Annotated in this window: 18 protein-coding genes; 7 read left to right on the top strand and 11 right to left on the bottom strand. The window is 58.7% G+C overall.

The window, feature by feature from the left end:
- Nucleotides 1-240 precede the first annotated feature (240 nt).
- Both AC0YKC_RS01915 and AC0YKC_RS01910 read left to right on the top strand, forming a co-directional pair.
- The gene (locus tag AC0YKC_RS01915) at nt 241-1,533 is read left to right on the top strand and encodes an O-antigen ligase family protein (protein ID WP_488509567.1); all 1,293 of its coding nucleotides are present in this window, start codon (nt 241-243) and stop codon (nt 1,531-1,533) included.
- Nucleotides 1,530-2,474 (top strand): NAD-dependent epimerase/dehydratase family protein, encoded by a 945-nt coding sequence (locus tag AC0YKC_RS01910; RefSeq protein WP_488509565.1) that lies wholly within the window; start codon nt 1,530-1,532, stop codon nt 2,472-2,474. The genes AC0YKC_RS01915 and AC0YKC_RS01910 overlap by 4 nt, the downstream gene beginning before the upstream one ends.
- Nucleotides 2,475-2,548: 74 nt before the next feature.
- Here AC0YKC_RS01910 and AC0YKC_RS01905 read toward each other — a convergent pair whose 3' ends face one another.
- The 3 genes from AC0YKC_RS01905 to AC0YKC_RS01895 form a co-directional block, all read right to left on the bottom strand.
- The gene (locus AC0YKC_RS01905) at nt 2,549-3,085 is read right to left on the bottom strand and encodes a sugar transferase (RefSeq protein ID WP_488509563.1); all 537 of its coding nucleotides are present in this window, start codon (nt 3,083-3,085) and stop codon (nt 2,549-2,551) included.
- Between the two features lie 3 nt (nt 3,086-3,088).
- A complete protein-coding gene (locus AC0YKC_RS01900) occupies nt 3,089-4,000 on the bottom strand; it encodes a glycosyltransferase family 2 protein (RefSeq protein ID WP_488509561.1) in 912 nt (303 codons plus the stop codon).
- 92 nt (nt 4,001-4,092) lie between these two features.
- A complete protein-coding gene (locus AC0YKC_RS01895) occupies nt 4,093-6,126 on the bottom strand; it encodes a UDP-N-acetylglucosamine 4,6-dehydratase (RefSeq protein ID WP_488509559.1) in 2,034 nt (677 codons plus the stop codon).
- Nucleotides 6,127-6,720: 594 nt separating this feature from the next.
- On the opposite strand from AC0YKC_RS01895, the gene AC0YKC_RS01890 reads away from it, so the two are divergent.
- Genes AC0YKC_RS01890 through AC0YKC_RS01870 form a run of 5 tightly spaced genes read left to right on the top strand, consistent with a single transcriptional unit; the run spans nt 6,721 to nt 11,603 of the window.
- Entirely contained in the window at nt 6,721-7,851 is a 1,131-nt protein-coding gene (locus AC0YKC_RS01890; RefSeq protein ID WP_488509556.1) for a DegT/DnrJ/EryC1/StrS family aminotransferase, read from the top strand.
- Nucleotides 7,848-8,786, top strand: a complete 939-nt coding sequence (locus AC0YKC_RS01885; protein WP_488509555.1) for a glycosyltransferase family 2 protein — start codon at nt 7,848-7,850, stop codon at nt 8,784-8,786. The genes AC0YKC_RS01890 and AC0YKC_RS01885 overlap by 4 nt, the downstream gene beginning before the upstream one ends.
- Nucleotides 8,783-9,727 (top strand): WxcM-like domain-containing protein, encoded by a 945-nt coding sequence (locus AC0YKC_RS01880; protein ID WP_488509552.1) that lies wholly within the window; start codon nt 8,783-8,785, stop codon nt 9,725-9,727. Before AC0YKC_RS01885 ends, AC0YKC_RS01880 begins: the two co-directional genes overlap by 4 nt.
- Complete coding sequence (locus AC0YKC_RS01875; RefSeq protein ID WP_488509549.1) at nt 9,724-10,104, top strand: hypothetical protein; 381 nt, start codon at nt 9,724-9,726, stop codon at nt 10,102-10,104. Before AC0YKC_RS01880 ends, AC0YKC_RS01875 begins: the two co-directional genes overlap by 4 nt.
- Nucleotides 10,080-11,603 (top strand): glucosyltransferase domain-containing protein, encoded by a 1,524-nt coding sequence (locus tag AC0YKC_RS01870; RefSeq protein WP_488509547.1) that lies wholly within the window; start codon nt 10,080-10,082, stop codon nt 11,601-11,603. The genes AC0YKC_RS01875 and AC0YKC_RS01870 overlap by 25 nt, the downstream gene beginning before the upstream one ends.
- Nucleotides 11,604-11,913: 310 nt before the next feature.
- Here AC0YKC_RS01870 and AC0YKC_RS01865 read toward each other — a convergent pair whose 3' ends face one another.
- The 8 genes from AC0YKC_RS01865 to rfbB all read right to left on the bottom strand — a co-directional run bounded on the left by AC0YKC_RS01865 (nt 11,914) and on the right by rfbB (nt 22,133).
- Entirely contained in the window at nt 11,914-12,654 is a 741-nt protein-coding gene (locus AC0YKC_RS01865; protein WP_488509545.1) for a class I SAM-dependent methyltransferase, read from the bottom strand.
- Nucleotides 12,654-14,084 (bottom strand): ABC transporter ATP-binding protein, encoded by a 1,431-nt coding sequence (locus AC0YKC_RS01860; RefSeq protein WP_488509543.1) that lies wholly within the window; start codon nt 14,082-14,084, stop codon nt 12,654-12,656. Before AC0YKC_RS01860 ends, AC0YKC_RS01865 begins: the two co-directional genes overlap by 1 nt.
- Nucleotides 14,074-14,862, bottom strand: a complete 789-nt coding sequence (locus AC0YKC_RS01855; protein ID WP_488509541.1) for an ABC transporter permease — start codon at nt 14,860-14,862, stop codon at nt 14,074-14,076. Before AC0YKC_RS01855 ends, AC0YKC_RS01860 begins: the two co-directional genes overlap by 11 nt.
- 64 nt (nt 14,863-14,926) lie before the next feature.
- Nucleotides 14,927-15,706, bottom strand: coding sequence for a class I SAM-dependent methyltransferase (locus AC0YKC_RS01850; protein WP_488509539.1), 780 nt, complete (start codon nt 15,704-15,706; stop codon nt 14,927-14,929).
- 35 nt (nt 15,707-15,741) lie between these two features.
- Nucleotides 15,742-17,433, bottom strand: a complete 1,692-nt coding sequence (locus AC0YKC_RS01845) for a rhamnan synthesis F family protein (protein WP_488509537.1) — start codon at nt 17,431-17,433, stop codon at nt 15,742-15,744.
- Nucleotides 17,426-20,077, bottom strand: a complete 2,652-nt coding sequence (locus tag AC0YKC_RS01840; protein WP_488509534.1) for a glycoside hydrolase family 99-like domain-containing protein — start codon at nt 20,075-20,077, stop codon at nt 17,426-17,428. Before AC0YKC_RS01840 ends, AC0YKC_RS01845 begins: the two co-directional genes overlap by 8 nt.
- Nucleotides 20,074-20,982: a dTDP-4-dehydrorhamnose reductase gene (gene rfbD / locus AC0YKC_RS01835; protein WP_488509531.1), complete on the bottom strand. Its 909-nt coding sequence runs from the start codon at nt 20,980-20,982 to the stop codon at nt 20,074-20,076. Before rfbD ends, AC0YKC_RS01840 begins: the two co-directional genes overlap by 4 nt.
- Complete coding sequence (gene rfbB, locus AC0YKC_RS01830) at nt 20,979-22,133, bottom strand: dTDP-glucose 4,6-dehydratase (protein WP_488509529.1); 1,155 nt, start codon at nt 22,131-22,133, stop codon at nt 20,979-20,981. The genes rfbD and rfbB overlap by 4 nt, the downstream gene beginning before the upstream one ends.
- Nucleotides 22,134-22,139: the final 6 nt, after the last annotated feature.

The raw sequence follows: 22,139 nt of genomic DNA, 5'->3' as shown, positions 1-22,139 counted from the left end.
GCCACCGAAAACGCGGGAAGCGGGCAAAGGCCTTGGCGTCCAGGGAATTGCAGGGCTCCCCGATCCTCGCCGGATCGGGGGATTTCCGCCGCAAGATTGTCGACCGCACTATCGCAGGGCGGCGCCAGCCGCTATACGGGCTCGGGGAACGGGCAAGGCGCGGCAAACGGAGATCGGCGAGGCGGCCTCTGGCTGGCTCCGTGAATCCGGGCGCAACCTGGAAAATTGCGAAGCAAGCATTTGAACCCGTTTACAACGCTCCGGCGCCACCTCACGCCCGCACAGATCAACATCTATTTCTCGATCGCCTGCTTCTTCTCGCCGCCGGTGCTTGGATCGCTGGTCAGCATCACCTTCAATGCCGGTGGTGTGTGGTCCGCGATGTTGCTGGCTGCGAAACGGCGGCGCCTCAACATCGACCGGCCGATGCTCGCCATCACGGTGGCGATCTATGCCTATTGCGCGGCGATGGTTCTGGCTTCGATCGTCAACGGCACGCTGGCCGCCGATTTGCGGTTTTTCCTGCCGCTGGTCACCTTCCTGCTGTTCCCCATCTCCTATTCGACCTGGAGCATCACCGAGAAGAGCGTGCTGGCACGCATCGCCATTCTGGCCAGCACCGCGGCCTGCTTCGGCGCGCTGGCGATGGCCGTGTTCCAGTATCATCGGCTCGGCGTGAGGGCGGAGGGCGGCGCCGGCAATCCGATCGTCTTCGCAACCGTTACCTGTCTCGCCGTCATGACATGCCTTGCCGGCGCGCTGTCGGGCATCGAGAAACGCTGGAAGCTGCTGGTCCCGGCGGCGATCGCCGGAGCCATTGCGATTGTCTATTCCGGGTCGCGCATGATCTGGGTGGCCGTGCCGATTGCCGGCATCGTCGTGCTTCTCATCAACCGCAGCCGGTTCACCGGCGCCAGCCTGGCGCGCTTCGTGGCGATCGGCGTCGTGGTCGCCCTTGTGATCGCCGCCATCGGCTCTCACGCCATCCTGGATCGAGCCGACTTCCTGGTCAGCGACTGGGACGCGCTGAACGCCAATGGCGACCATTCGACGGCGCTCGGCCTGCGCGTGGCGATGTGGGAAATCGGCTTCAGCGCGTTTCGCGAGATGCCGATTTTCGGGCATGGCATCTCGGCGAGCCGGGCGCTGATGAAGCAGGGTTTTCAGGACCAGTACGGCCTGAGCCAGGGTTTCAGCCATTTCCACAATGGCTTCCTGACGGCGCTGGTCGAGGCCGGCCTGCTGGGGGCGCTGACCCTGGCGTCGATTTTCGTCGTCGCCGCCTGGAACGCGGCACGGACGCTGCGCCTCAGCGTCGACCCGGTGGAGCGGTTCGGCGCGACAATGGTCCTTGTCGCGGTCATCACCTATCTCACCGGCGGAATGGCCGGCATCCTCGTCGGCCACGACATCCTCGACGCCACGCTGATGGTGTTCCTGATCTCGGGGACCTACCTTGCATCCGGGCGGACGGTGGCACCAACCGGGAAAAGCGCGCCTGCGACGGCGCCGGACGCCAGCCGACACCCATGAAGGTCCTGGTCACCGGCGCGACAGGCTTCATTGGACGCCGGGTCGTCATCCGGTTGCGCGAGACCGGATTCGACATACGGATCGCCTCCCGCCTCCCGCAAGGGCTGGCCGGCGCGGACGACGCCGTCGCGCTGCCCGCCGCCGATGCGCCGCGGGAAGCCTTCCTGGCGCTGACGCGCGATGTGACGCATGTCGTCCATTGCGCGGCGCTCAACAACGACCGTGGCGCCGGCGCGGCCGACTTGCGGACCGTCAACGCGACGCTGACCGGCCGGCTCGCCCAGGCGGCGGCGACGCGCATCGACGGCCGCTTCATCTATCTCTCCTCGATCCGCGCCGTGGTAGGCCCCGGTTTCAGCGGCACCATCGACGAGGCCACGCCCCCTGCCCCGCAATGCGCCTACGGGCGCTCCAAGCGCGAAGGCGAGATCAAAATGCTGGAGGCTTTCGCGGCGTCAGGGCACGGCGGGGCGGCGGCGCTGCGGCTACCGCAGGTCTATGGCGAAGGCATGAAGGGAAATCTGCGTGGGCTGATGCGGGTGGCGGCCACCGGCCTGCCGCTGCCAACAGCCGTCCTGACGGCGGTTCGCTCGCTCGTCTCGCACGACGCCGTGGCCGCCGCCGTGACGCATCTTCTGACCCGTCCCGTGCCGCCGCGCCCGACCTATGTGCTCGGCGACGCCTCGCCGGTTGCGATGTCCGAAATCATCAGAGCGTTCCGGCGCGGATACGGCCGGCCGGCGCGGCTTCTGCCCCTGCCTGCCTGGCCGTTGCAGCTGTTGGCAACGTTGGTTGGCCGGCGGGCGTCATGGCAGGCCTTCATGGCGACGCAGATCTGCGATCCGTCGCTGCTGGTCTCGGAAGGCTGGGGGCCGGAAACCGATACGCTCGGCCGGCTCGAGGAGCTGGCTCGGCAGGGGAGCGGTTCGCCGTTTCCGTGAACGGTCAAACGCTCTATCCCTTTGTTTTGCGCAATTCCGGACGGAAAACCGCTTACACTTTTCCTGGAATTGCTCTAGGCGCGAAAGACCGTGCCCAGCAATATCTTGAGGTCCAGACCGGTCGAGGCGGCCTTGACGTAGGCCGCATCGCTTTCCGCGCAGAGTCTTGGATCGGACATATCGATCCCCTTGATCTGCGCGAGCCCTGTGATGCCTGGAAGCGCTGTGAGCACGCCCAGTTCCCTGCGCCGCTCGATCAGTTCCGCCTGTGTCGGCAGGCATGGACGAGGGCCGACAAGGCTCATCTCGCCCTTGAGCACATTCCAGAGCTGCGGCAATTCGTCGATCTTGGTTGCGCGCAGAACCTTGCCGACCGCTGTGACCGAACCGGTCGGCGCCTCGTGTGTGGGCAGCGACGGCGTTCCCCGATGCATGGTGCGCAATTTGCGGCAGGCAAAGAGGGCTCCTCCCCGGCCGACGCGGACCTGCGAAAAGATGGCGGGGCCGGCCGACGTTGCCCGGATTGCCAGCATCGCGACAAGCAGGATGGGAGCCGCCACCACCAGCATCGGAACAGCGACCGCTAGGTCGAACGCGCGCTTGGCCGTCATGGCTCAGATCCGGCGCCAAAGGAAAGCGACGTAGAGCCCGAGCGTGCCCATGAATGTCTGCCGGTAGACGCCGCTTTTGCCGAGCAGGCCGAAACGCTTGAAGATGTTGCCTTTGCGCGCCCTGATGAACAGGCGAAGGCAAAGTGCTGCATCGCGCGCGATGAGCTCGCGGTTGACGGCGAGGCCGCGCAGATTGCTGTCCGTCCAGGTGGCGAACTGGCCCTTGAACAGACGCCCCAGCCTTGAAAACCTCGCCCTCCACGAGACATTGGCGCCGACGAGGTTTGCCGCGTGCTGGCGGTATCTCACCAGCGGCCGCGGCTCGTAGCGGACCTTGCCGCCGGCGGCGGTGACGATGAGATAGGCCCACCAGTCATGGCTGACGAATTCGGTTCTCGCCGATGCTTTCGCCAGAAGCTGGCGTGCCGCGCTGTTGAAGAGCATCGTGTTGCCGCCGGCGATGCTTTGCACCAGCGCATTGCGGAAGGACGGGGGGCGACGAAACAGCGGCGAATAGCCGGCCGGAACGCCGGTCTGCGAAATGGTCGCCGTGCGCGAGCAGAACAGGAGCGGCGTTTCCATGTCCTCTCCCTCCATCCAGCGGATGGCGCTCTCCAGCCGATCCGGCTCCCAGACATCGTCCTGGTCGCAAAAGGCGTAGTAGTCGGCGTCGATGCGCGCATCGATGATCATCGAGCGGAAATTGGCGGCGAAGCCCCTTTGCGGGCCCTGCAAAAGTGTGAGCGACCCCTTGGTCCAGCGGGATCGCCACGTCTCGACGATTGCGGTCGTGGCGTCCGACGAGCCGTCGTCGGAGACCCAGAGATCGACGAGCGGCCAGGACTGTGCGAGCAAGGACTCCAATTGTTCGCCGATATATGCCGCGCCGTCCTTCGTGCCCATGAGAACGGCCACGCGCTGATCTCTTCTGGTCACGGCTTTGGAGTCACTTGCCAGAAGGGTGCTTGAACAGGTTTCAATAGCCAATTGCGGGCGTACGGCACAGGTTAACCGACCTGTCCGGCCGTTTTCGGCACCACCTCTTCGCGCGCGCCGCGAATGTCTTCTTCCGCCCCATAGAGTCCGGCAAGGATGGCAAGCGCGGCGGCCTTGTCGCGATTGTGCATCGCGGCCACCAGCGCCGGCAGAACCGCCTCGATCCTCGGCCATTCAATGACGCCGGTCTTGAGGCCGAAGATCTTGGCGATGTCGAGCTTGACCACCTCCTCGTTCTCGGCGTGCAGCGCCTCGTGCAGCTTCTCGCCGGGCCTGATGCCGGTGAAGCGGATCGGAATGTCGGTGTAGGGGCTTTTGCCAGCCATGCGGATCATGGTCTCGGCGACTTCGAGGATCGGCACGGGCTTGCCCATGTCGAGCATGTAGATGGCGTAGTCATCCGCGCCCCGGCGCCGCTCGGCGTCGGCCGCCGACATGATGACGAGGTCGACGGCCTCGGCCACGGTCATGAAATAGCGGGTCATGCGCCGGTCGGTGATGGTCACCGGCCCGCCGGCCTCGATCTGCGCCTGGAAGATGGTCGCCACCGAGCCGTTGGAGCCGAAGACATTGCCGAAACGCACGGCGATGAATTTCGTGCCCGAATGACGTAGATCGGAGACGCCGGCATGGCCGTTCGCCGCGCCGGCGCGCGGCTGCGGCGACGACGCCTGGGCTTCATGCAGCGAGGAGACGACCTGTTCGGCCGCCCGCTTGGTGACGCCCAGCACCGAAGTCGGGTCGACGGCCTTGTCGCTGGAAATCAGCAGGAACTGCGGCACCCCGCATTCGGCGGCGATCTCGGCGCAGGCGAGCGTGCCGAAGACATTCGTCTCGATCGCCGCTTCCCAGTTCTCCTCGAGCAGCGGCACGTGCTTGAGCGCCGCGGCATGGAAGATGATCGCGGGTTTGAACTCGCTGACCAGGCGCGTCATGTGAGGCCGGTCGGTGACGTCGACAATGCGGCTGGTCAGCCGGTCGCGATCGCCATCGTCGGTCTGCTGATCGAGCTGGAAAATGCCGAACTCGGAATTGTCGGCCACCAGCACCGCCTCGGCGCCCAGCTCCAGCGCGCGCTTGACGAGCACGCGGCCGATGGAGCCGGCACCGCCTGTGACCATGACGCGCTTGCCGCCGACGAAAGCGCCGATCCGCGTGGTGTCGGTGGCCACCGCCGAACGGCGCATGATGGTCTCCATCTCGACGGCATCGAGGACCAGCTTGCCGCCCTGCCCCAGTTCCGACAGGCCGGAAAACTGGACGACGCCGATGCCGCTGTGGCGGGCAATCCGCACCAGCTCGGCATAGTCCTCGATCTCGCGCTCGACCCCCTGGCCGAAGATCAGGAGGTCGAGGTTTTCCGTGCCCTTGACATAATCCTCCAGCACTTCGACCAGGCGCGCCCGCAGCGCCACGACCGGAACGCCCTGGATCTGCGTGCCGAGCGGCGCCTCGCTCTCGGTGGCCATGATCCCGGCGATCGCGTATTCGGCGGGTTGGGCCGTGCGGGTGAAGCGGACGATCAGGTCCGCCTCGCTCAGCCGGCCGATGAACAGTGCCTGTTTGGTCGAGGCATCGCCGGTGGCGCGGCGCAAAATGCGCCAGCTCGCGCCGTCGCGCAGGAAGCGATAGTAGAGCCTGGGCGCCGAAATGATGGTGAAGGAGACCAGGAAGAAGACGATGAACTGGCGCTCGTTGAGGCCGGCGACCGGCTGGAAGAAGAAGCGGAAGCCGAGCGAAGCCAGATAGAGAACCACCGTGAGGCTGCCGCAGCCCTTCAGGATATTGAAGAAGTCGGGCGTGGAGGCAAAGCGCCAGACGGTGTTGTAGAGACCGCAGGTGCGGAACAAAAGATGGGCGATGAGCACGATGAGCGCCCAGCAGGCCAGCCCACTGGCGGAGAACGCGTCGAAGGAAAGCCGCGACTGCGACAGGATCAGGCTAAGCGCCACCGCGACCAGGACCATGACGAGATCCTGGATCATGATGATGGCGCGCCGCATCCTTGGTCGGATACCCGATACGGCTTCTACGTATGCAGTCATTGGGTAGTACTGAACTCCAGGCGCCGGGATATGACTGCCAGAACAGCGCCGGACCGACCGGCGTCCGCCACCACTCTGGATTGCAAAGTCCCCAACCCCTTACCCGACTATCGCCTTAGCGCGGAGAGGGCGGGAGAGCCAGAGGTTTTTTGGGTGCATATGCGGTTGTGCAAATAATTTGTCTGGAAGCTGCAACAACTCAAGCCGGACTTGTTGGTCGCTTCAGAAAAGCCGCCGGAAGACACCCAATAGGTTCTGCTAATAAATAGCGCAGGATCGCGATTCGGCTTCACTAAGCCGCCATAAGCTTGTTGCAACGGCTATGCACGAAGAGACCAACGCTCAAAGGTGGTCGAGTGGCGTCGCTCACGGCGGCGCCGATCAAGCCTGCGGAGACGGCATTGACCAATACCGCAGCTTACCACGCTTCGCAAAGCAGTTGCGGCTGAGCCGGAATCTCAATAGTTGTGGCTCTGGTCTTGGCTTTCCCGCAGTGCCCTCGATGCAAGTATCGTCAGATGTGGTGCATCGGCAGCAGTTGAATTTTCTGGGTGTTTTGCCACGCAAGGATGCCGGAATGGATAAGAGTTGTTGATGACAACGCCCAATGCCGTTCCGATGAACGATCTCAAGCGCCTGTACCAGCGCTACGAGGCCAAGATCGCGCGCGAAGTGGCGAGCACGTTGCAGTCCGGATGGTGGCTCAACGGCGCGGCTGGGAAGCGGTTCGCTGCGAACTTTGCGAAGTTTGTAGGAGCCGCCAATTGCATCCTTGTCGCTAACGGCACGGACGCCCTTGAACTCGCCTTACGCTCGATCGTCGGACTCGATGATGCGCGCGGACGCGAGGTGATCGTGGCTGCCAATGCTGGGGGATATGCCAGTTGTGCCTGCTGGCACAACAACCTCATTCCACATTACGTCGACATCGAACCCGCAAGCCAACTTGTAAGCGTCCAATCCGTGCTGCAAGCGGTGAGTGCCGACACGGCTGCGATCGTCGTTACCCACCTTTACGGCGGGGTGGTCGACGTTACCGCTGTTCGGACGGGACTTATCGCTGCCGGCATGTCGCATATACCGGTCATCGAGGATTGCGCCCAGGCGCACGGTGCCAGCATCCGGGGTGAAATGGCTGGATCGCTTGGAGACATCGCCACTTTCAGCTTCTACCCGACCAAGAATCTCGGCGCGATGGGTGACGGTGGCGGGGTCCTCACCTCCAATCCAAGACTGGCAGACCGCGTTCGTCAGCTTCATCAATATGGCTGGAGCTCCAAATATCATGTGGGTTTGCCTGGAGGGCGCAACTCCCGCATGGATGAGGTCCAGGCCGCGATTTTGGATGTCCTTCTTCCGGATCTGAACAGCCGCAATGAACAGCGTCGCGCCATCCTCGGCCGATTCAAGGCCGTTGCCGGGCGGCGGCTGACATTCCTCGACGGCGGCGCCGGCGCGGTTGCGCACCTTGCGGTCCTGCTCTGCGACGATCGGGATGCATTCCGGGCGTTCATGAAGGACCGCGGCATCGACACTGACATTCACTATCCCGTGCTCGATTGCGATCAGGTCGGTTGGGCAGACCTGCCCATGAAAGGGGTGCAGAACCTCGCGATCTCCAGGGCAAGCATAGGCCGTCTTTGTTCCGTCCCGTGCTACCCGGACATGTCGAATGACGAGATCGAGCAAGTCTGCAAGGCCCTCGGCGAATGGGAGGCAATGTGACGGCGCGCTCCATTGTTTTTCCCATCTATCGAAACGAGGCGAATATCCCTGCCCTGATGCAGGCGGTTGCCGGCTTTCACGGCAGGTACCAAGGCGATATCGAGTTCGTCTTCGTCATCGACGGATCGCCGGATGCATCCGGCGCGCTGCTGATCACGGCTTTGAAGGATACCGACTACGACTACAAGGTCATCTTCCACAGTCGCAACTTTGGCTCCTTCACGGCCATCAGAACCGGGCTTGAGCACGCATCGGGCAAGTATGTGGCTGCAATGGCGGCCGATCTTCAGGAGCCGCCGGAACTCATTGTCGAGTTCTTTTCGATACTGGAAAGAGACGCGGCGGATGTCGTGTTCGGCAAAAGAGCGGGGCGAGACGATCCGCTGTTGACGCGGTTTCTTTCCCGGGCGTTCTGGGGCGTGTACCGCAGGCTGATCCTGCCCAGCATGCCAAGCGGGGGCGTCGATATTTTTGCCTGCAACCGCCAGGTGCTGGAAGCGATCCTGTCAATCGAGGAACCGAACAGCTCGCTTGTCGTGCAACTGTTCTGGGTAGGCTTCAGGCGGGAATTCGTGCCCTATCACCGCCGCGAACGGGAGCATGGGAAAAGCGCCTGGGGCATGGGGCGCCGACTCCGGTATATGATGGACTCGATCTTGTCGTTTTCCGACTTTCCGATCGTTCTTACACTCTGGGTGGGGATCGCAGGCTGCGTTCTCAGCCTTGTGTTTGCGGCAATCACCATCATCGCCCGCTTGCTTGGCAAGATCGACCCGGCCGGATACACGACACTGGTGCTGCTCATCGTGGGATTTGGGTCGGCGATCCTCGCGGTGCAGGGCATCCTGGGCTGTTATCTTTGGCGAGCGGTTGAAAATACCAAATCGCGCCCACTGCGGATAATAAGTCGCATTGTCGATGGGACGTCTGCATGAACGACAAGACTTTCTTTGTTCATGACCGCGGCATCTGCGAAAGCACGAACGTCGGCGACGGCACACGCATATGGGCATTCGCCCATGTCCTTCCGGGTGCCGTGATCGGCGCCAATTGCAACATCTGCGATCATGTGTTTGTCGAGAATGACGTGACGGTCGGCGACGACGTCACCATAAAAAGCGGCGTTCAGTTGTGGGATGGCGTGCGCATCCGCAACCGCGTCTTCGTCGGGCCCAATGTCGCATTCACCAACGACCGGTTCCCGCGCTCGAAGCACTATCCGGAGACGTTTCTCCAGACGATCGTCGAGGACGGCGCTTCGATCGGCGCCAATGCAACGATCCTGCCGGGAATAACCATCGGCCGCCAGGCAATGGTCGGCGCTGGCGCCGTGGTGACCAAGAATGTGCCGGCCAACGCCGTGGTCGTCGGAAATCCGGCCGTCATCGTCGGCTATCAGACCGGTCCGCAGGTTGAAGCGACGGTAACCCAGGCGACACCCGGCGCTGCCGGCGACAGGATGGCGTTGGACGTCGGCGGCTGCGAGCTCTGGCGGTTGCCGCATTTCAGCGACCTGCGCGGCGAACTGGCCCCGCTCGAGTTCGGACGGAACCTGCCCTTCAAACCGTTGCGCTCGTTTCTCGTCTATGGCGTTCGTTCCGACAAGGTCAGGGGCGAGCACGCGCACCGCCAGTGTCACCAATTCCTGATTGCCACCCATGGCCGCCTCTCGGTGGTCGTCGATGACGGCCGCGAAAGGAAGGAAGTGTTGCTGGCGGATCCCTCGATCGGCCTCTACCTGCCGCCCGGGGTATGGGGCATCCAGTACAAGTTCCAGCCGGATACGGTTCTGCTGGTCATGGCCTCACATCCGTATGATGCAAGCGACTACATCAGGGACTATTCGGATTTCCTCGCGACAGTCCAGGCCGGATGAGCACTGAACGGATAGGCCCGGATGCGCTGCGTTTTCTTGCGGCGGGCGGGTTGAACACCGCATTGACGAGCGCCGTCTACTTTGCCGGGCTGACAGTTCTGTCGTCAGGCGTTTCCTACACGATCGCCTGGCTGGCGGGCCTCGCATTCGTGATGGCGTTCTATCCGGACCGCGTCTTTCCAGGCGGGCGTACCGGCTTCGCGGACCGGCTGGCGGTCGGCGGTTCGGTCGGCGCGGTGTTCGTGGCCGGCCTGGTAACCCTTCATCTTCTCGAGCGAGCGCTGCAAAGCCGCGCGGCGGCCTTCTTTGCAACGCTTGCGATCACGACTACGCTCAATTTTCTGGTTTCCCGATGGATCCTGCGCAGACGCTACTGAGACGCCCGATCCGGGCGGCTATCAATCTCTTCGCGATCTTTGTCGCAATGTACTTTTCCGAGCTGGCCTCGTTTTCGCTGTCCATTGACGAGGAGGTAGCTGCGTTCAGAACAGATGCGTCGATCTGGATTGCCCAAGGGCGCTGGGGCGCATATCTGATCGAGACGTTTCTTATCCCAAATCCAGTAATGCCGGTGCTGGCGCCTGCGGTTTTCGGCGCCGGTTGCGTTGCCGCCTACCTGCTCGTTATGGACGCCATCGACAAGCGTGAGTTGTCCGTCGCCGAGTACGCTTGTTTCACGATCTTCTGCGCCTTCCCGACCTGGTTCTTCATTGTCGAGTTCTATTCGAACATCGCAGCAGTCGGGATCGGCTTGGCCGCGAGCGCCCTTGCGGTTTGGCTGATCGGCAAAAAAAATATCCCGGTAGCGAGTCCGCGCTTCCTCGTTGCGATCTCTGCCGGCAGTTTTGCGATCTCAATTTATCAGAGTTTCGCGCCGGCTATCCTGGTATTGGGCATCGCTGTCTGGGTTTTGCAGGCACGGGCCGGCATCGAAAGACCGCTGCCGAAAGACCTGATCCGCGTCGGCATCCTGGTAGCCGTCTCCGCGATTTTCTACGCTTTCGGAAATGCGATTTTCAAGTCGTTCACTTCCAGAAGAAGTGGTTATCTCGAGTCGCTTTTTCAGCCAGCATTTCTGTTTCAACATCCGATGGTGCTGACAGGCCGTGTGCTCGAGGCGATAAGAGGGGCGTTTGGTCTAGACCATGACACCTATGGCGTCGTTTTGTGGGCGATTCCGCTGCTGCTGATTTGTGGCTGCTGGACGCTTTTCAAGGAGACGTCTCGCGCAAGGTTGCCACTGCTCGTAGCCGCTTTGGTCTGCCTGTTCATTCCATTCAGTGTCCACGCTCTGGCGGCTGGCATCATGCCCGTCAGAAGTCTGGTAGGGCTGCCGATAGCGGTTTGGCTCTTCGTCTACCTTGCGGTGACAAGCAGCAATACCCGGCTCAGCGCCGTGTCGGCGATCCTGCTTGGAGTGCTGATCTTCCAGATCCAGGTGATCCAAAACTATCGCCAGGCATCCAGCTATCTCGTCGAAAAGCACGACACGCTCCTGGCCGCCGCCATCTACGACAGACTGACGGCGACGTTCGGCTTTGACGCCAAACACTCATACGCTCTAAGCGTGTTTGGCGGGCTGCCATTTGCCACCAATTATCCCAGGCCCCCGAGTTCAACCATCGGCTATTCATTCTTCGAGTGGGACGGCGGCAGTGCCTGGCGCATCACCTCCTATATGAAACTGCTCGGCTATTCCAATCTGGAGCAACCGACGGACCAGCAAGTCGATCAGACAATTTTGCGGCTTTCAACGATGCCTATATGGCCCACGCCAGGCAGCCTGGAAATACAGGGCGACATTGTAATGATCCGGCTTGGCGAGACCCCGAGCTACGCAAATCAACAAGCGCTCGCGAGGGTAGCCAACCGCTGAAGGCGTGGCCAGCTCAGATGGACTCTTCTCGGCGCGGTATGACCGGTTCCTCGCCGCAAAGAACTCCGGGCGCGGAATACGACCACCAGAATGGCACCCGGACCGACCAGCGTCCGCAACCACTCTGGATTGCAACGTCCGCAGCTCCCGGTCACCGCCTCAGCGCAGCGTTGGCGGGAGAGCAGAGGTTTTTTGGGGGCGTATTGCCGTCGCTCAAAAATGTGCTCTTCGCCAAGGGCAAGTATGGCTAATGCCGCGAAAAAGAATGTTCTGGAATTCGGTCGCCCCATCTGATCTCAACCACCGTGAGCTAGGCGACCGGCTGGTTCTTTAGCACTTGACCCTGAAGATGCTTAGCGGCAGTTTCAGCGCTTGGGAGACTCCCCGCATCCTTTGAAAACAAAAACCAAGTCTGCCGAGGATGATACCAAGGAATCCGTATGTATTTTAATGAGCAGATCGAGGCAAAATAACCAATCGTATCCTCAGAATACGAAACGCACCCCGGATAAACCCATTCATCTTGAGTGTGATCTAATTCTTTGTCTTTAGCCACTACGAAAGTGGCAGCAGCGATACCGTCGTCTTTTATATTTTCGCAAAATCCTGTAAGAGTCCTTATGACCTGACTCCTTCCGGCGTGAGATAATATAGACTGAGCAACAATAAAGTCGAACTTTACTCCAAAAACAGAAGAATCGAATTCATTATTATAATCGAATCTACAGTTCTTTCTTTCGACTAACCACTTTCCAACTTCATTTTCTACAGCGTCTTCTATCAGCCACTTATTTGGCTCTATGCCAAAGTAGCCACCCTCTTGCAGATACGGAATGAAAAGCCGCCCAGCCCGGAGGCTACCACAACCGAAGTCTAATAGCGTATGATCTTCGCGAAGGCCCAGCGCGCACAATAGACGGAATTGAGTAGCACCCATGAAGTCATATTGATCTGGGGGGCCAACATAGGCCGAATAATGCTCGGACGATCCAGCGGGAAGATTCTTTGCAGGATGCCTGTCGGAACCAGACGGATACATCGCAACTCCCATCAATCCACCAACTCATAACTGCCTACAACACCAAGATCGACGATCCCGGTGGCCTCCAGATCCGCAACAGGCGCTATTCGAAACGCCAATCCATCGATAATACGATGAACAAATCCCCCTCCACCGGAGGTCGTTCCGGTTATTCCCGCGTTAATGAAATAAACGTCCGGCAGCAAATCAGCCACAAAATCAATAGACACCCTAACCTTGGAGCCTCTTTCTACCTTCTTAATAACAGGGCTTCCAGTTGTCCCCTTCCCGATACCCGCTATCCCCATTCCTGATTTGGTATTTATCAGCATTCCAAACCCAAAATTGTATATATCATCTGTAAAAGTTATATCGTACTTGTATGTATATCTCCGGCCGTGCGTGAGGACATTTACTTTCTTCCCTTCAAGATCAACAATTCTGAGTTGACTTATTTCAGCCCCTTGACTCTCGTACTCGACCCTCGAATGCGAGACCAACGACGGATCGAACCAACCTTCGTCATCAAATTGCACGGCTTCGCGCTGCGGGTGGAAAATTTGTCGATCGGACACCTGGCTTAGGTGAGGCTCGTCAGGGCTTACGATGGCCGCTTCACCCATTTCGACAATTTGTTTTCGGACGCTCCGTGCTTCCTCTCCGGCGAGATTCACCAATCGCTGGTACTGACTAACTACCCTCTTCGGCCGACCTTCAAGTATCTTCTCACCGCCATCGATTAGCAGCGCCCGTGTGCACAGTTGCACGATGGTTTGAGCGCCGTGGCTGACGAAAAGGATGGTGCCGCCCCTGTCCTTGATATCTTCGATGCGAGCGAAGCATTTGCGCTGGAATGCCTCGTCGCCCACCGCAAGCGCTTCGTCCACGACCAGAATGTCCGGATCGACATTAATCGCGGTGGCGAAGGCCAGGCGCACATACATTCCGGACGAATAGGTCTTCACGGGCTGGTCGATGAAAGGACCGATATCCGCGAAGCGGACGATATCGTCGAACCGCCACTCCATCTCCTTGCGTGGAACACCAAGGATCGTAGCATTGAGGAAGACATTTTCTCGGCCAGTGAATTCGGGATTGAAACCAGCGCCGAGTTCCAACAGCGCAGCGATGCGGCCATGGACCTCGACCGAGCCACTGGTTGGCTGCAACGTGCCGCAGATAATCTGCAGCAGCGTCGATTTGCCCGACCCATTACGCCCGATGATGCCCACCGTTTCACCACGACCGACCTCAAACGAAACTTTGGACAGAGCGGCGAAATCCCGAAAGTAGCGGCGAGGTGACCGGCCGACCAACCGCTCCAGCCGCGGGACCACCATCTGCTTGAAACGATCCTCCGGTCGCTCGAACATCACATAATGTTTCGACACATCATGGACGCGAATGGCGACATCTGTGTCGCGGACTCCAGTTTGGACAGCGAACCTATCAGAGGACATCGGCAAAGCCTCTGCGAGTCTTCTGGAAAAACTGATAGCCGAAAAAAGCGACAGCAATCGCCACAAGTGAGTAATAAGCTAAGGCCATCCAGTCTGGCTGCGCGCCAAATATGACCACATCGCGGAAACTCTCCACCGGGATAGCGAGCGGATTGAGCGAAAGCCAAGGCTGCAGCCAAGTCGGCAGCGCCGTTCTCTGGAAAAACACCGGTGACAAGAACAGCGTTGCGGTGACTAAAGGAGCTACAATCTGCCCCATATCGCGAAAATAGACGCCGACCGACGCCAATATCCAGGCGATGCCAACCACTAGAACTATTAGCGGCGCAAAAACCATCGGCGCCAGAGCCACAGTTAGCGGAATGTCACCGAAAACGATATAGGCAAAGGTGAGTAGCACTAACAAGCTGACAACCGCGTGGAACAACGCCGCTCCTGCCGACACCACAGGCAAAATCTGGATCGGGAAGACGATCTTCTTGACGTAGTTGGCGTTGCCCACGACCAAGCCAGGCGCCAGCGAAACCACCTCGGCGAAGAACTGAAAGACGATCAACCCGCAGAACAAGATGATTGCAAACTCGCCTGTTGAGTGTGTGCCACTCTGCTGATCGGGGATTGTCCAGCGGGCTTTCATTACTACGCCAAAAACAAACGTATATACCGCAAGCATAAGCAGCGGATTTAACAAGGACCACAGTATCCCAAATGCAGAACCGCGATAGCGGCCGGACACCTCTCGACGAATCAGAGAAACAATAAGTTGAGCAATGTTCATAGTGCTGCCTGAACCGCCTTCTTGGTCACAGTTACCAGGTAGGTCTCCTTGCAGAGGCGCGCCCCTAAGCTGAGCGCCGGCCGGTCGCCAGTTCCAGGATGACAGCGTCTTGCCCCCCGCCTGGGTTGGAGCGCCGGCCGCTCCAAATTCCCCAAATCGGAGGCCTAGCCAATTGGAGATTGGCATCCGCTACCATCGCAGCTATCGTCGCCTCTTCATAGGCAACAGCATGTGTTGGCTTCTCTAGCTCGTGGACGTAGCAGCCGTCGCCGAGTGAATGATTGAAGGTGATATACGACTTCGGGCCTTGGCTCAGGAGGATGTCGCTGTCAACTATGAAAACTGTGGCGAGAACCTTTCCGCGAGGCTTCAATATCCTAGCAAATTCATTGAGGTAGTGAGCGATATCCTGTCGCATCATGTGAGTAAAAACAGAGTGTAAAATAATGACGTCGACCGAAGAATCCGGCACTGGTATTTTGCATTGCTGAAGCAGCATCGTACCGTCCGGATTATACCACTTCTCAGCCACATCAAAGTGGACAAATTTGAAGTTTTGGTGCTTTGAAGTGATCGCCTTTTGGCACCAATCAATCATCGGCTTAACTACATCAATTCCCAAATATTGACCATTTTCAGCTAAGCGCTCGGTGAGCGGTATCGCGTCACGGCCGATACCGCATCCGATCTCAACTATGGAGTTATCCGGTTGAATGCCGATATACTCGTCGGCCTGACGCATATGCTCCTTCGAAATATGGTCAAAGGTGTCTTCAGCTCCTCCAGTCATATGAGCGAGATGTACCGGAATGTCGAAACCCTTATAATTGAATGTATCAGTCATTCTCACTCCTCAATGCGCCATTTTCACTAAAACCATCATAGTACAGGAACTTCATTTGCATCCGTACAAGATTCGCGAATATCCTCACCGCGCAGAATAATAGTTGACGCAGTGAAGCCCTGGCTACGCGCTATCGAACAAAATATTCTTTCTATCGCATGCGCTAGTGTACCATCTTGTCGACCGTCTTCCTGTTCGAAAGTCAGACTTGCTTCGGGAATATCCTTTAACGGTTCCAAAGCTCGTGGCGAGAACCAAAACATCGAACCGGCGAAGAATCCCAGCTCAAAATGTTCCTCGACGTCGAATGCAGTCATATCATGTAGCAACCTGCGCATCGTTTCGCGATTCGCGCCCCAGAAACGATCGTTGGTAAGATAGTAGCGATGCGGGCCAACTATGCCGACCTTGCCGGAATTTACCAGATCTATAGATCTCAATACTGTCAGGGAGTCGCCGGCAACCGATTGATATAACCGATCCCTCCAAAAGGATCCCTGGGTACTGTAGGTGCTCTTCTTGGAATGCATCTTTAAGATGACATCATATCGGTCCAGCACACCGCTACGATAGATCGAAACGAAAGGACCAATATCGCGACCGCGGTTCTCTGAACAATAGACAGAAACACTTCTAGCCAACCCGGAAAAATTCGAAAATATCTCAGTGACATCCCCTTCGAACGGCGTCGTGACATGAAGGTCGAACGGCAAAACGATGTTTTTCAAAAGGCGGCATATTTCGGGAATCATTTCGACGTAATATAGATGCAAGACTACCGCGACGCTGACCGCCCCAGCATTCGGCTGGCGCCAGCGCGCAAGTTTGAAGGACGGGATAGGCCCACTATCCGACTTAAGAGCGGAAAGGCTGTCGGTTCCTCGGGCATATCGTAAACGGTTACGGCTCACCATTTCCTGGATTGCGCTAAGGCGACTTGGCTCGCAAAGTTCGTCGACAAACGAGAGATCAATCTCGTGCGGGTTGTCTCTCAACACCTCAAACTTCACATAACCTAGCCGACGAGCCACAAGCTCCGCCAGGTGGTGCACTGGATTAAACTTCTGCGATAAGGAGTTGGTATTGGAAACGACAGATCTGCTAGTCGCATATCTTTTTTTCCCGTCATTGGCCCAGTAATCATCAGCGCTGCCGAGCTCTACAAGCTGCGGCCTGATCAAGGTCGTGACTTTAGCATTGTTGCGCCTTAGTCCGACAGACAAGCCAAGCTCAAATCGCGCAATCGTATCAAATTTCGAGTTCGTTGGCTCTATGCTTGTAATAAATGGGCGGAACCAGGCCGCTTCGAGAACATTTGATCCTAAGAGCATCAAGTATGATTGAATATGCCACGAAAATTGTAACGATTCAGTCGCTCCAACCACATCGTAGCTGTCGATCAGTTCCAGCATTCTTCCCAATGCGTTACAAAAAGTATCGCGCGACAGTATCGCAAAGCTGGAGTTTACCAGTAAGGCAGCGCCAACCTGCCAATTCTCAAGTGCGAACGTCAATCCGACACGATAACTGTAAAAATCATACCCGAAATTTGGGCGAGTTATTACCGTTAGGTTGGGGAACTCCTTCACCAAATCGGAATCGATTTGGCTGGTCGTAACCAGAACCGTGCGGTCGAATGCTTCCGCAAGGCAGGCCAGCAAGTCTAAAAAATTGGCCTCTACAGAGCCATTTGGGTCGAAATGGGCTACGACAGCCACTTTATCCATGATGGCTGCTCACCTTCTTATGCCAATGGCGGTAGACGTATCGAGCGGCTGAATGCAATCGTGGCCAGCTACGTAGGATAATTGACGTTCTTACAGCCATCTGGCTAGGAGGTGCGATGGTTGCGAGCGCTTCCTTTGGCAAAGAGACGCTTGGAACTTCTTGATGTTCGGTTTGCGCAACGATCTCGTCAAACAAGCGCGACCGAGCAGCATCGATTCCAACGGGCTCGCTGCCTTCATCAAAATGCTTCCCGCGAAGCGTCTCCTCCAAATATGAGAGCCCCCATCGCTGGTCGGGCTCAAGGTAGCAACCTTCGCCCCACTCATTCCACGCGTTAATGAAGACAAAGCGGTTGTCTGGATTGGGATGGTCTTGCCGAGCTTGGAAACGCAAGAAGCGAAGCCATTCACCATAAAGTTTAGGTGTTGAGTTAATAACTATGGTCGGATTGTTCTGCCGGCGAGCCGTATTGTCCCATCCTGGAATAATCCCCCTGAACATAGCGAAGGACGGCCTTGGTCGGTTAGCGCTTTGGGCGATCATCTTGCGATAATCAACTATGCCGCCAGAGAAGTTCGGATTCGTGATGGAAGGAAATTCAGAGGGATGATTTTGCGGCCCGTTAAACTTATGAGGCGGGAATTCGACGAGAGAATCAGCTTCAACTTCTTCTGGTGTAGTTATGTCGTAAAAATCCACCACACTAATGTGGATACCCGAGAATCCATGGGCGACGACACGATCTCGCCATATCGAAAACCAACGCTTGGGGTCGGGTATATCCTTCGCCCGATAGACCACTAACAGTGGTTTCCCATTGATCTTGATATACCTGTCATCCCTGAAGTAGCCGACCATTCCATCGATGAATTTTTCGGCGTCCCCTTCAGCATATTTCTGATGAAGTAAGATGTCTTTGGTATTTCCGTCCCAGGCTCGCGTCCAATTTTCGTTGGCCCAACATAGGCAAAACTTGAAATTTATGTCGCTCTCCATAAAGAGATCAACAGGCTTTTCCAGAATTCTTCTGCCGCTAAACCAATAATGATAGAAACAAAACCCATGCAACCCATATAGCTTTGCCATTTCTACCTGCTCACTCATTACGCCAGGGTGAGTGAGATCATAGTATCCGAGTTCCCGCGGTATCTTTGGTTGGCCATGTCCTCCAAAATTTGGAGTCGCGCGAGCCACATTAGACCACTCAGTAAAACCAGGCCCCCACCATTCGGAATTTTCGGCGACTCGGTGAAATTGAGGGAGATAAAACGCAATAAGTTTCGTTTCGTCGTTAACTACGCTTACCGCTTCTTGGCTGTCTGGCTCCTTGGAAAGGGCTTGATATGACGGAGAATTAAGGTCGGCGCCTGGTACAAATCTTGACATACATTCAGGTTGGATTTCGATCATTCGCATTTCCGCCCGGAGAGCCTGTATCTGGCGAATCTTCTCTTCAATGAGCGTTTTCGCCTCTAGAAGTTCTTGGGATGTATTCCTTGCCTCTTCTTTCAAGCGCTGCAGTTCAGCTTGCTCATTCACCAGTTGCTCCGCTTGAACTCGAGTCTCCAAAATCTTTTTCTCGTACTCCGACGTAAGCCTGGCAATCTCGGCACCACGCTGTTCAGCTAATTGCTCTTGTGCAACCCTATCTTGATTCAGAATTTCAAGGCGCGCATTCATTTCGGGGAAGAACGCTTCCCCGAAAATTGGCGACATGGTGTCGAATTCGGCTTTGATGCGATCAAGATTTTCGAGCGCAACTGGGTCAGCATCGTCGGATTTCAGGGCTGTCAAAGCCGCATAGGCATCTTTGATCCAGTCTACGATCCGCGGGTCCGCTTGGAGCAAGTCGGCACTTGCGGCAAAATGTCGATGATCCGCCGAGAAATGTTCAGCGAGTAGCGTCTTCCACTCCGTTGGGGGGTGTGGCCAGTCGATGCGAAGGGAATCTGTGATTCCCTGGATGCCCGAGCGCCAATCGTCGAGCATATTCTCATAAGACAAGAAGATCCGTGGCTGGTCCCGCGTCGCGCGCTCGGCATCCAGTTCATGGCGAAGCCAAAGAAGAGAACTGAAGCCTGCCGTAAATCCGTCCCGGTTCTTCAGTGAGGCGATCACAGCCAACGGATTACGCGAGACCAGCGTATATCGAACGTCGATATGCATTCGTTCGAGAATATCCGCATAGAGCGGCACGAAACGCGAAATGCGAGGTTCCTTCAGAACGAAAAGCGTGGCGCTGCCATACTCTTCGTCGATCACCCTGGCGATCTCGGCCTTGTAGAATTGCAGGCGCGCGGTCCCAAGGTCGTTGACGTCGAACGAGCGCCAATCATCCCAACTGCTGCCGGCCTCGGCAAGCATCTGGTCGTGCAGTTCGATGAGGCGTTGCGGCTCCCAATGTCCCGTCGGATTTGACGGATTCGCCCCCAACAAATTCTTCGGCAGTTCGGCGCCAAGCAGGCTGATCGCCCTCGTCAGCGCGCTGGTGCCCGAGCGGTGCATGCCGAGCACCATGATGCAGGTGCGCTTCGCCGGCTTGGTCTTCGCCGGCTTGGCCTTGGCGCGCTTCTTCGGCGCCGCTTGATCGGCCGGCTGCGCGCTCGCATCGCGCAGTTGCTCCGGTGATGGATTCTCGTTCATGCACTCAATGCCTGTTTCGTCTCGCTGCCCCCCAGCCGCCGAACCACGCTTTCCGCCGATACCCGCCACCCCGGTGCCTGCCACCCGAACACACCGGCAAACTTCGCGCTCGACAGCCGCGAATTGGCCGGGCGCCTCGCCTTGGTCGGATAGTCGCTCGTCGCGATGTCGCGCACGCTCGCGTGCGGGCCACCAAACGCCCGGCTTGTGTCGAGGATGTGACGGGCAAAGCCGCTCCAGTTGGTCTCGCCGCCGCCCGCCAGGTGATAGACGCCGAAGGCGGCGAAATTCCTGTCGGTTTGCAGTCTCGCCGCCGCATGCAGGATCGCCTCGGCGATGTCGAGCGCCGATGTCGGGTTTCCCCACTGATCGGCAACGACCGAAATCTCGTCTCGGCTGGCGGCAAGCCGAAGCATCGTCTTGACGAAGTTGTTGCCGAAGGGGCTGTAGACCCAGGCCGTGCGCAGGATGAGATGGCGCGGGTTGGCGGTCGCTACCGCCTCTTCGCCGGCGAGCTTGGAGGCGCCGTAGACGCCGAGCGGCGCGGTCGGGTCGGTCTCGACATAGGCGCCGTCCTTGGTGCCGTCGAAGACATAGTCGGTCGACAAATGGATGACCGGAACGCCGAGCCTTGCCGCCGCTTCGGCCACCTTGCCGGCGCCGGTTGCGTTCACGGCGAAGGCCAGGTCCTTCTCGTCCTCGGCCTGGTCGACGGCGGTGTAGGCGGCGGCGGAAACGACGATGTCGGGCCTTGCCGCTTCAAGTGCCGCGAACACCGTGTCCGGCCGCGCCAGATCCAGCGCCGGCCGGCCGACGGCGACGACTTCGAGGCCGTCACGGCCCCGCGCCGTCTCGACCAGGCTTGCGGCAACCTGGCCCTCGCGTCCGGTGACGGCAAGCCTCACGTGGCCACCTTCCTGCTCTCGGCCTTGCTTCCGGTCGGGCTGCTTTCGCTCTTTGCGTTTTCGATCGGGGCGCTTTCGGCCGAGCGCGTTTCCACCCTGCCCCGGCCCAGCCGTTCACCGTCATAGCGCTGCTCGCGGATCGGGCCCCACCACCATTTGTTGTCGAGATACCAGTCGACGGTCCTGGCCAGGCCGCTGTCGAAATTCTCCCGCGGCGCCCAGCCGAGGTCGCGCGCGATCTTGGCGGCGTCGATCGCGTAGCGCCGGTCATGGCCGGGGCGGTCGGTGACGAAGGTGATCAGATCGCGGTAGCTTTTGCCGCCTGCGCGCGGCCGCTTCAGATCGAGCAGGCCGCAGATCGTCTCGACGACGCCGAGATTGGTGCGCTCGGAATTGCCGCCGACATTGTAGCTCTCGCCCGGCTGTCCCTTGGTGGCCACCAGTTCCAGCGCGCGCGCGTGATCCTCGACGAACAGCCAGTCGCGCACATTGGCGCCGGCGCCGTAGACGGGCAGCGGCTTCTCGTCGAGCGCGTTGAGGATGACCAGCGGGATCAGCTTTTCAGGAAAATGGTATGGCCCGTAATTGTTCGAGCAGTTGGACAGCACCACCGGCAGGCCGTAGGTCTCGTGCCAGGCCCGCACCAGATGGTCGGACGCCGCCTTCGACGCCGAATAGGGCGAGGACGGCGCGTAAGGCGTCTCCTCGACGAACATGCCGCCATCGAAAGGCAGGTCGCCGAACACCTCGTCGGTCGAGACATGGTGGAAGCGGAAGCCGGGCTTGCGCTCGTCGGACAGCCCCCGCCAGTATTCCAGCGCGGCATTCAGGATGCGATAGGTGCCGACAATGTTGGTCTCGATGAAGGCGCCGGGGCCGTCGATCGAGCGGTCGACATGGCTCTCGGCGGCGAGGTTCATGACGATGTCGATGTCGTCGCGGCGCAATATCTCCAGCACCGCGCGCTCGTCGCAGATGTCGGCCTGCTCGAAACGATAGTTGTGCGCGTTCTCGATCGGCCTGAGCGAAGCGAGGTTGCCGGCATAGGTGAGCTTGTCGAGATTGGTGACGCGGTAGGCCGGATTGGCGCACAGATGCCGGCACACGGCCGAGCCGATGAAGCCGGCGCCACCGGTGACCAGAAAATTCATGCCGCC

Source organism: Mesorhizobium sp. CNPSo 4661, from assembly GCF_057784215.1.
The sequence above is the reverse complement of the archived record's forward strand: the minus strand, read 5'-3'. Positions and strand labels throughout refer to the sequence as shown.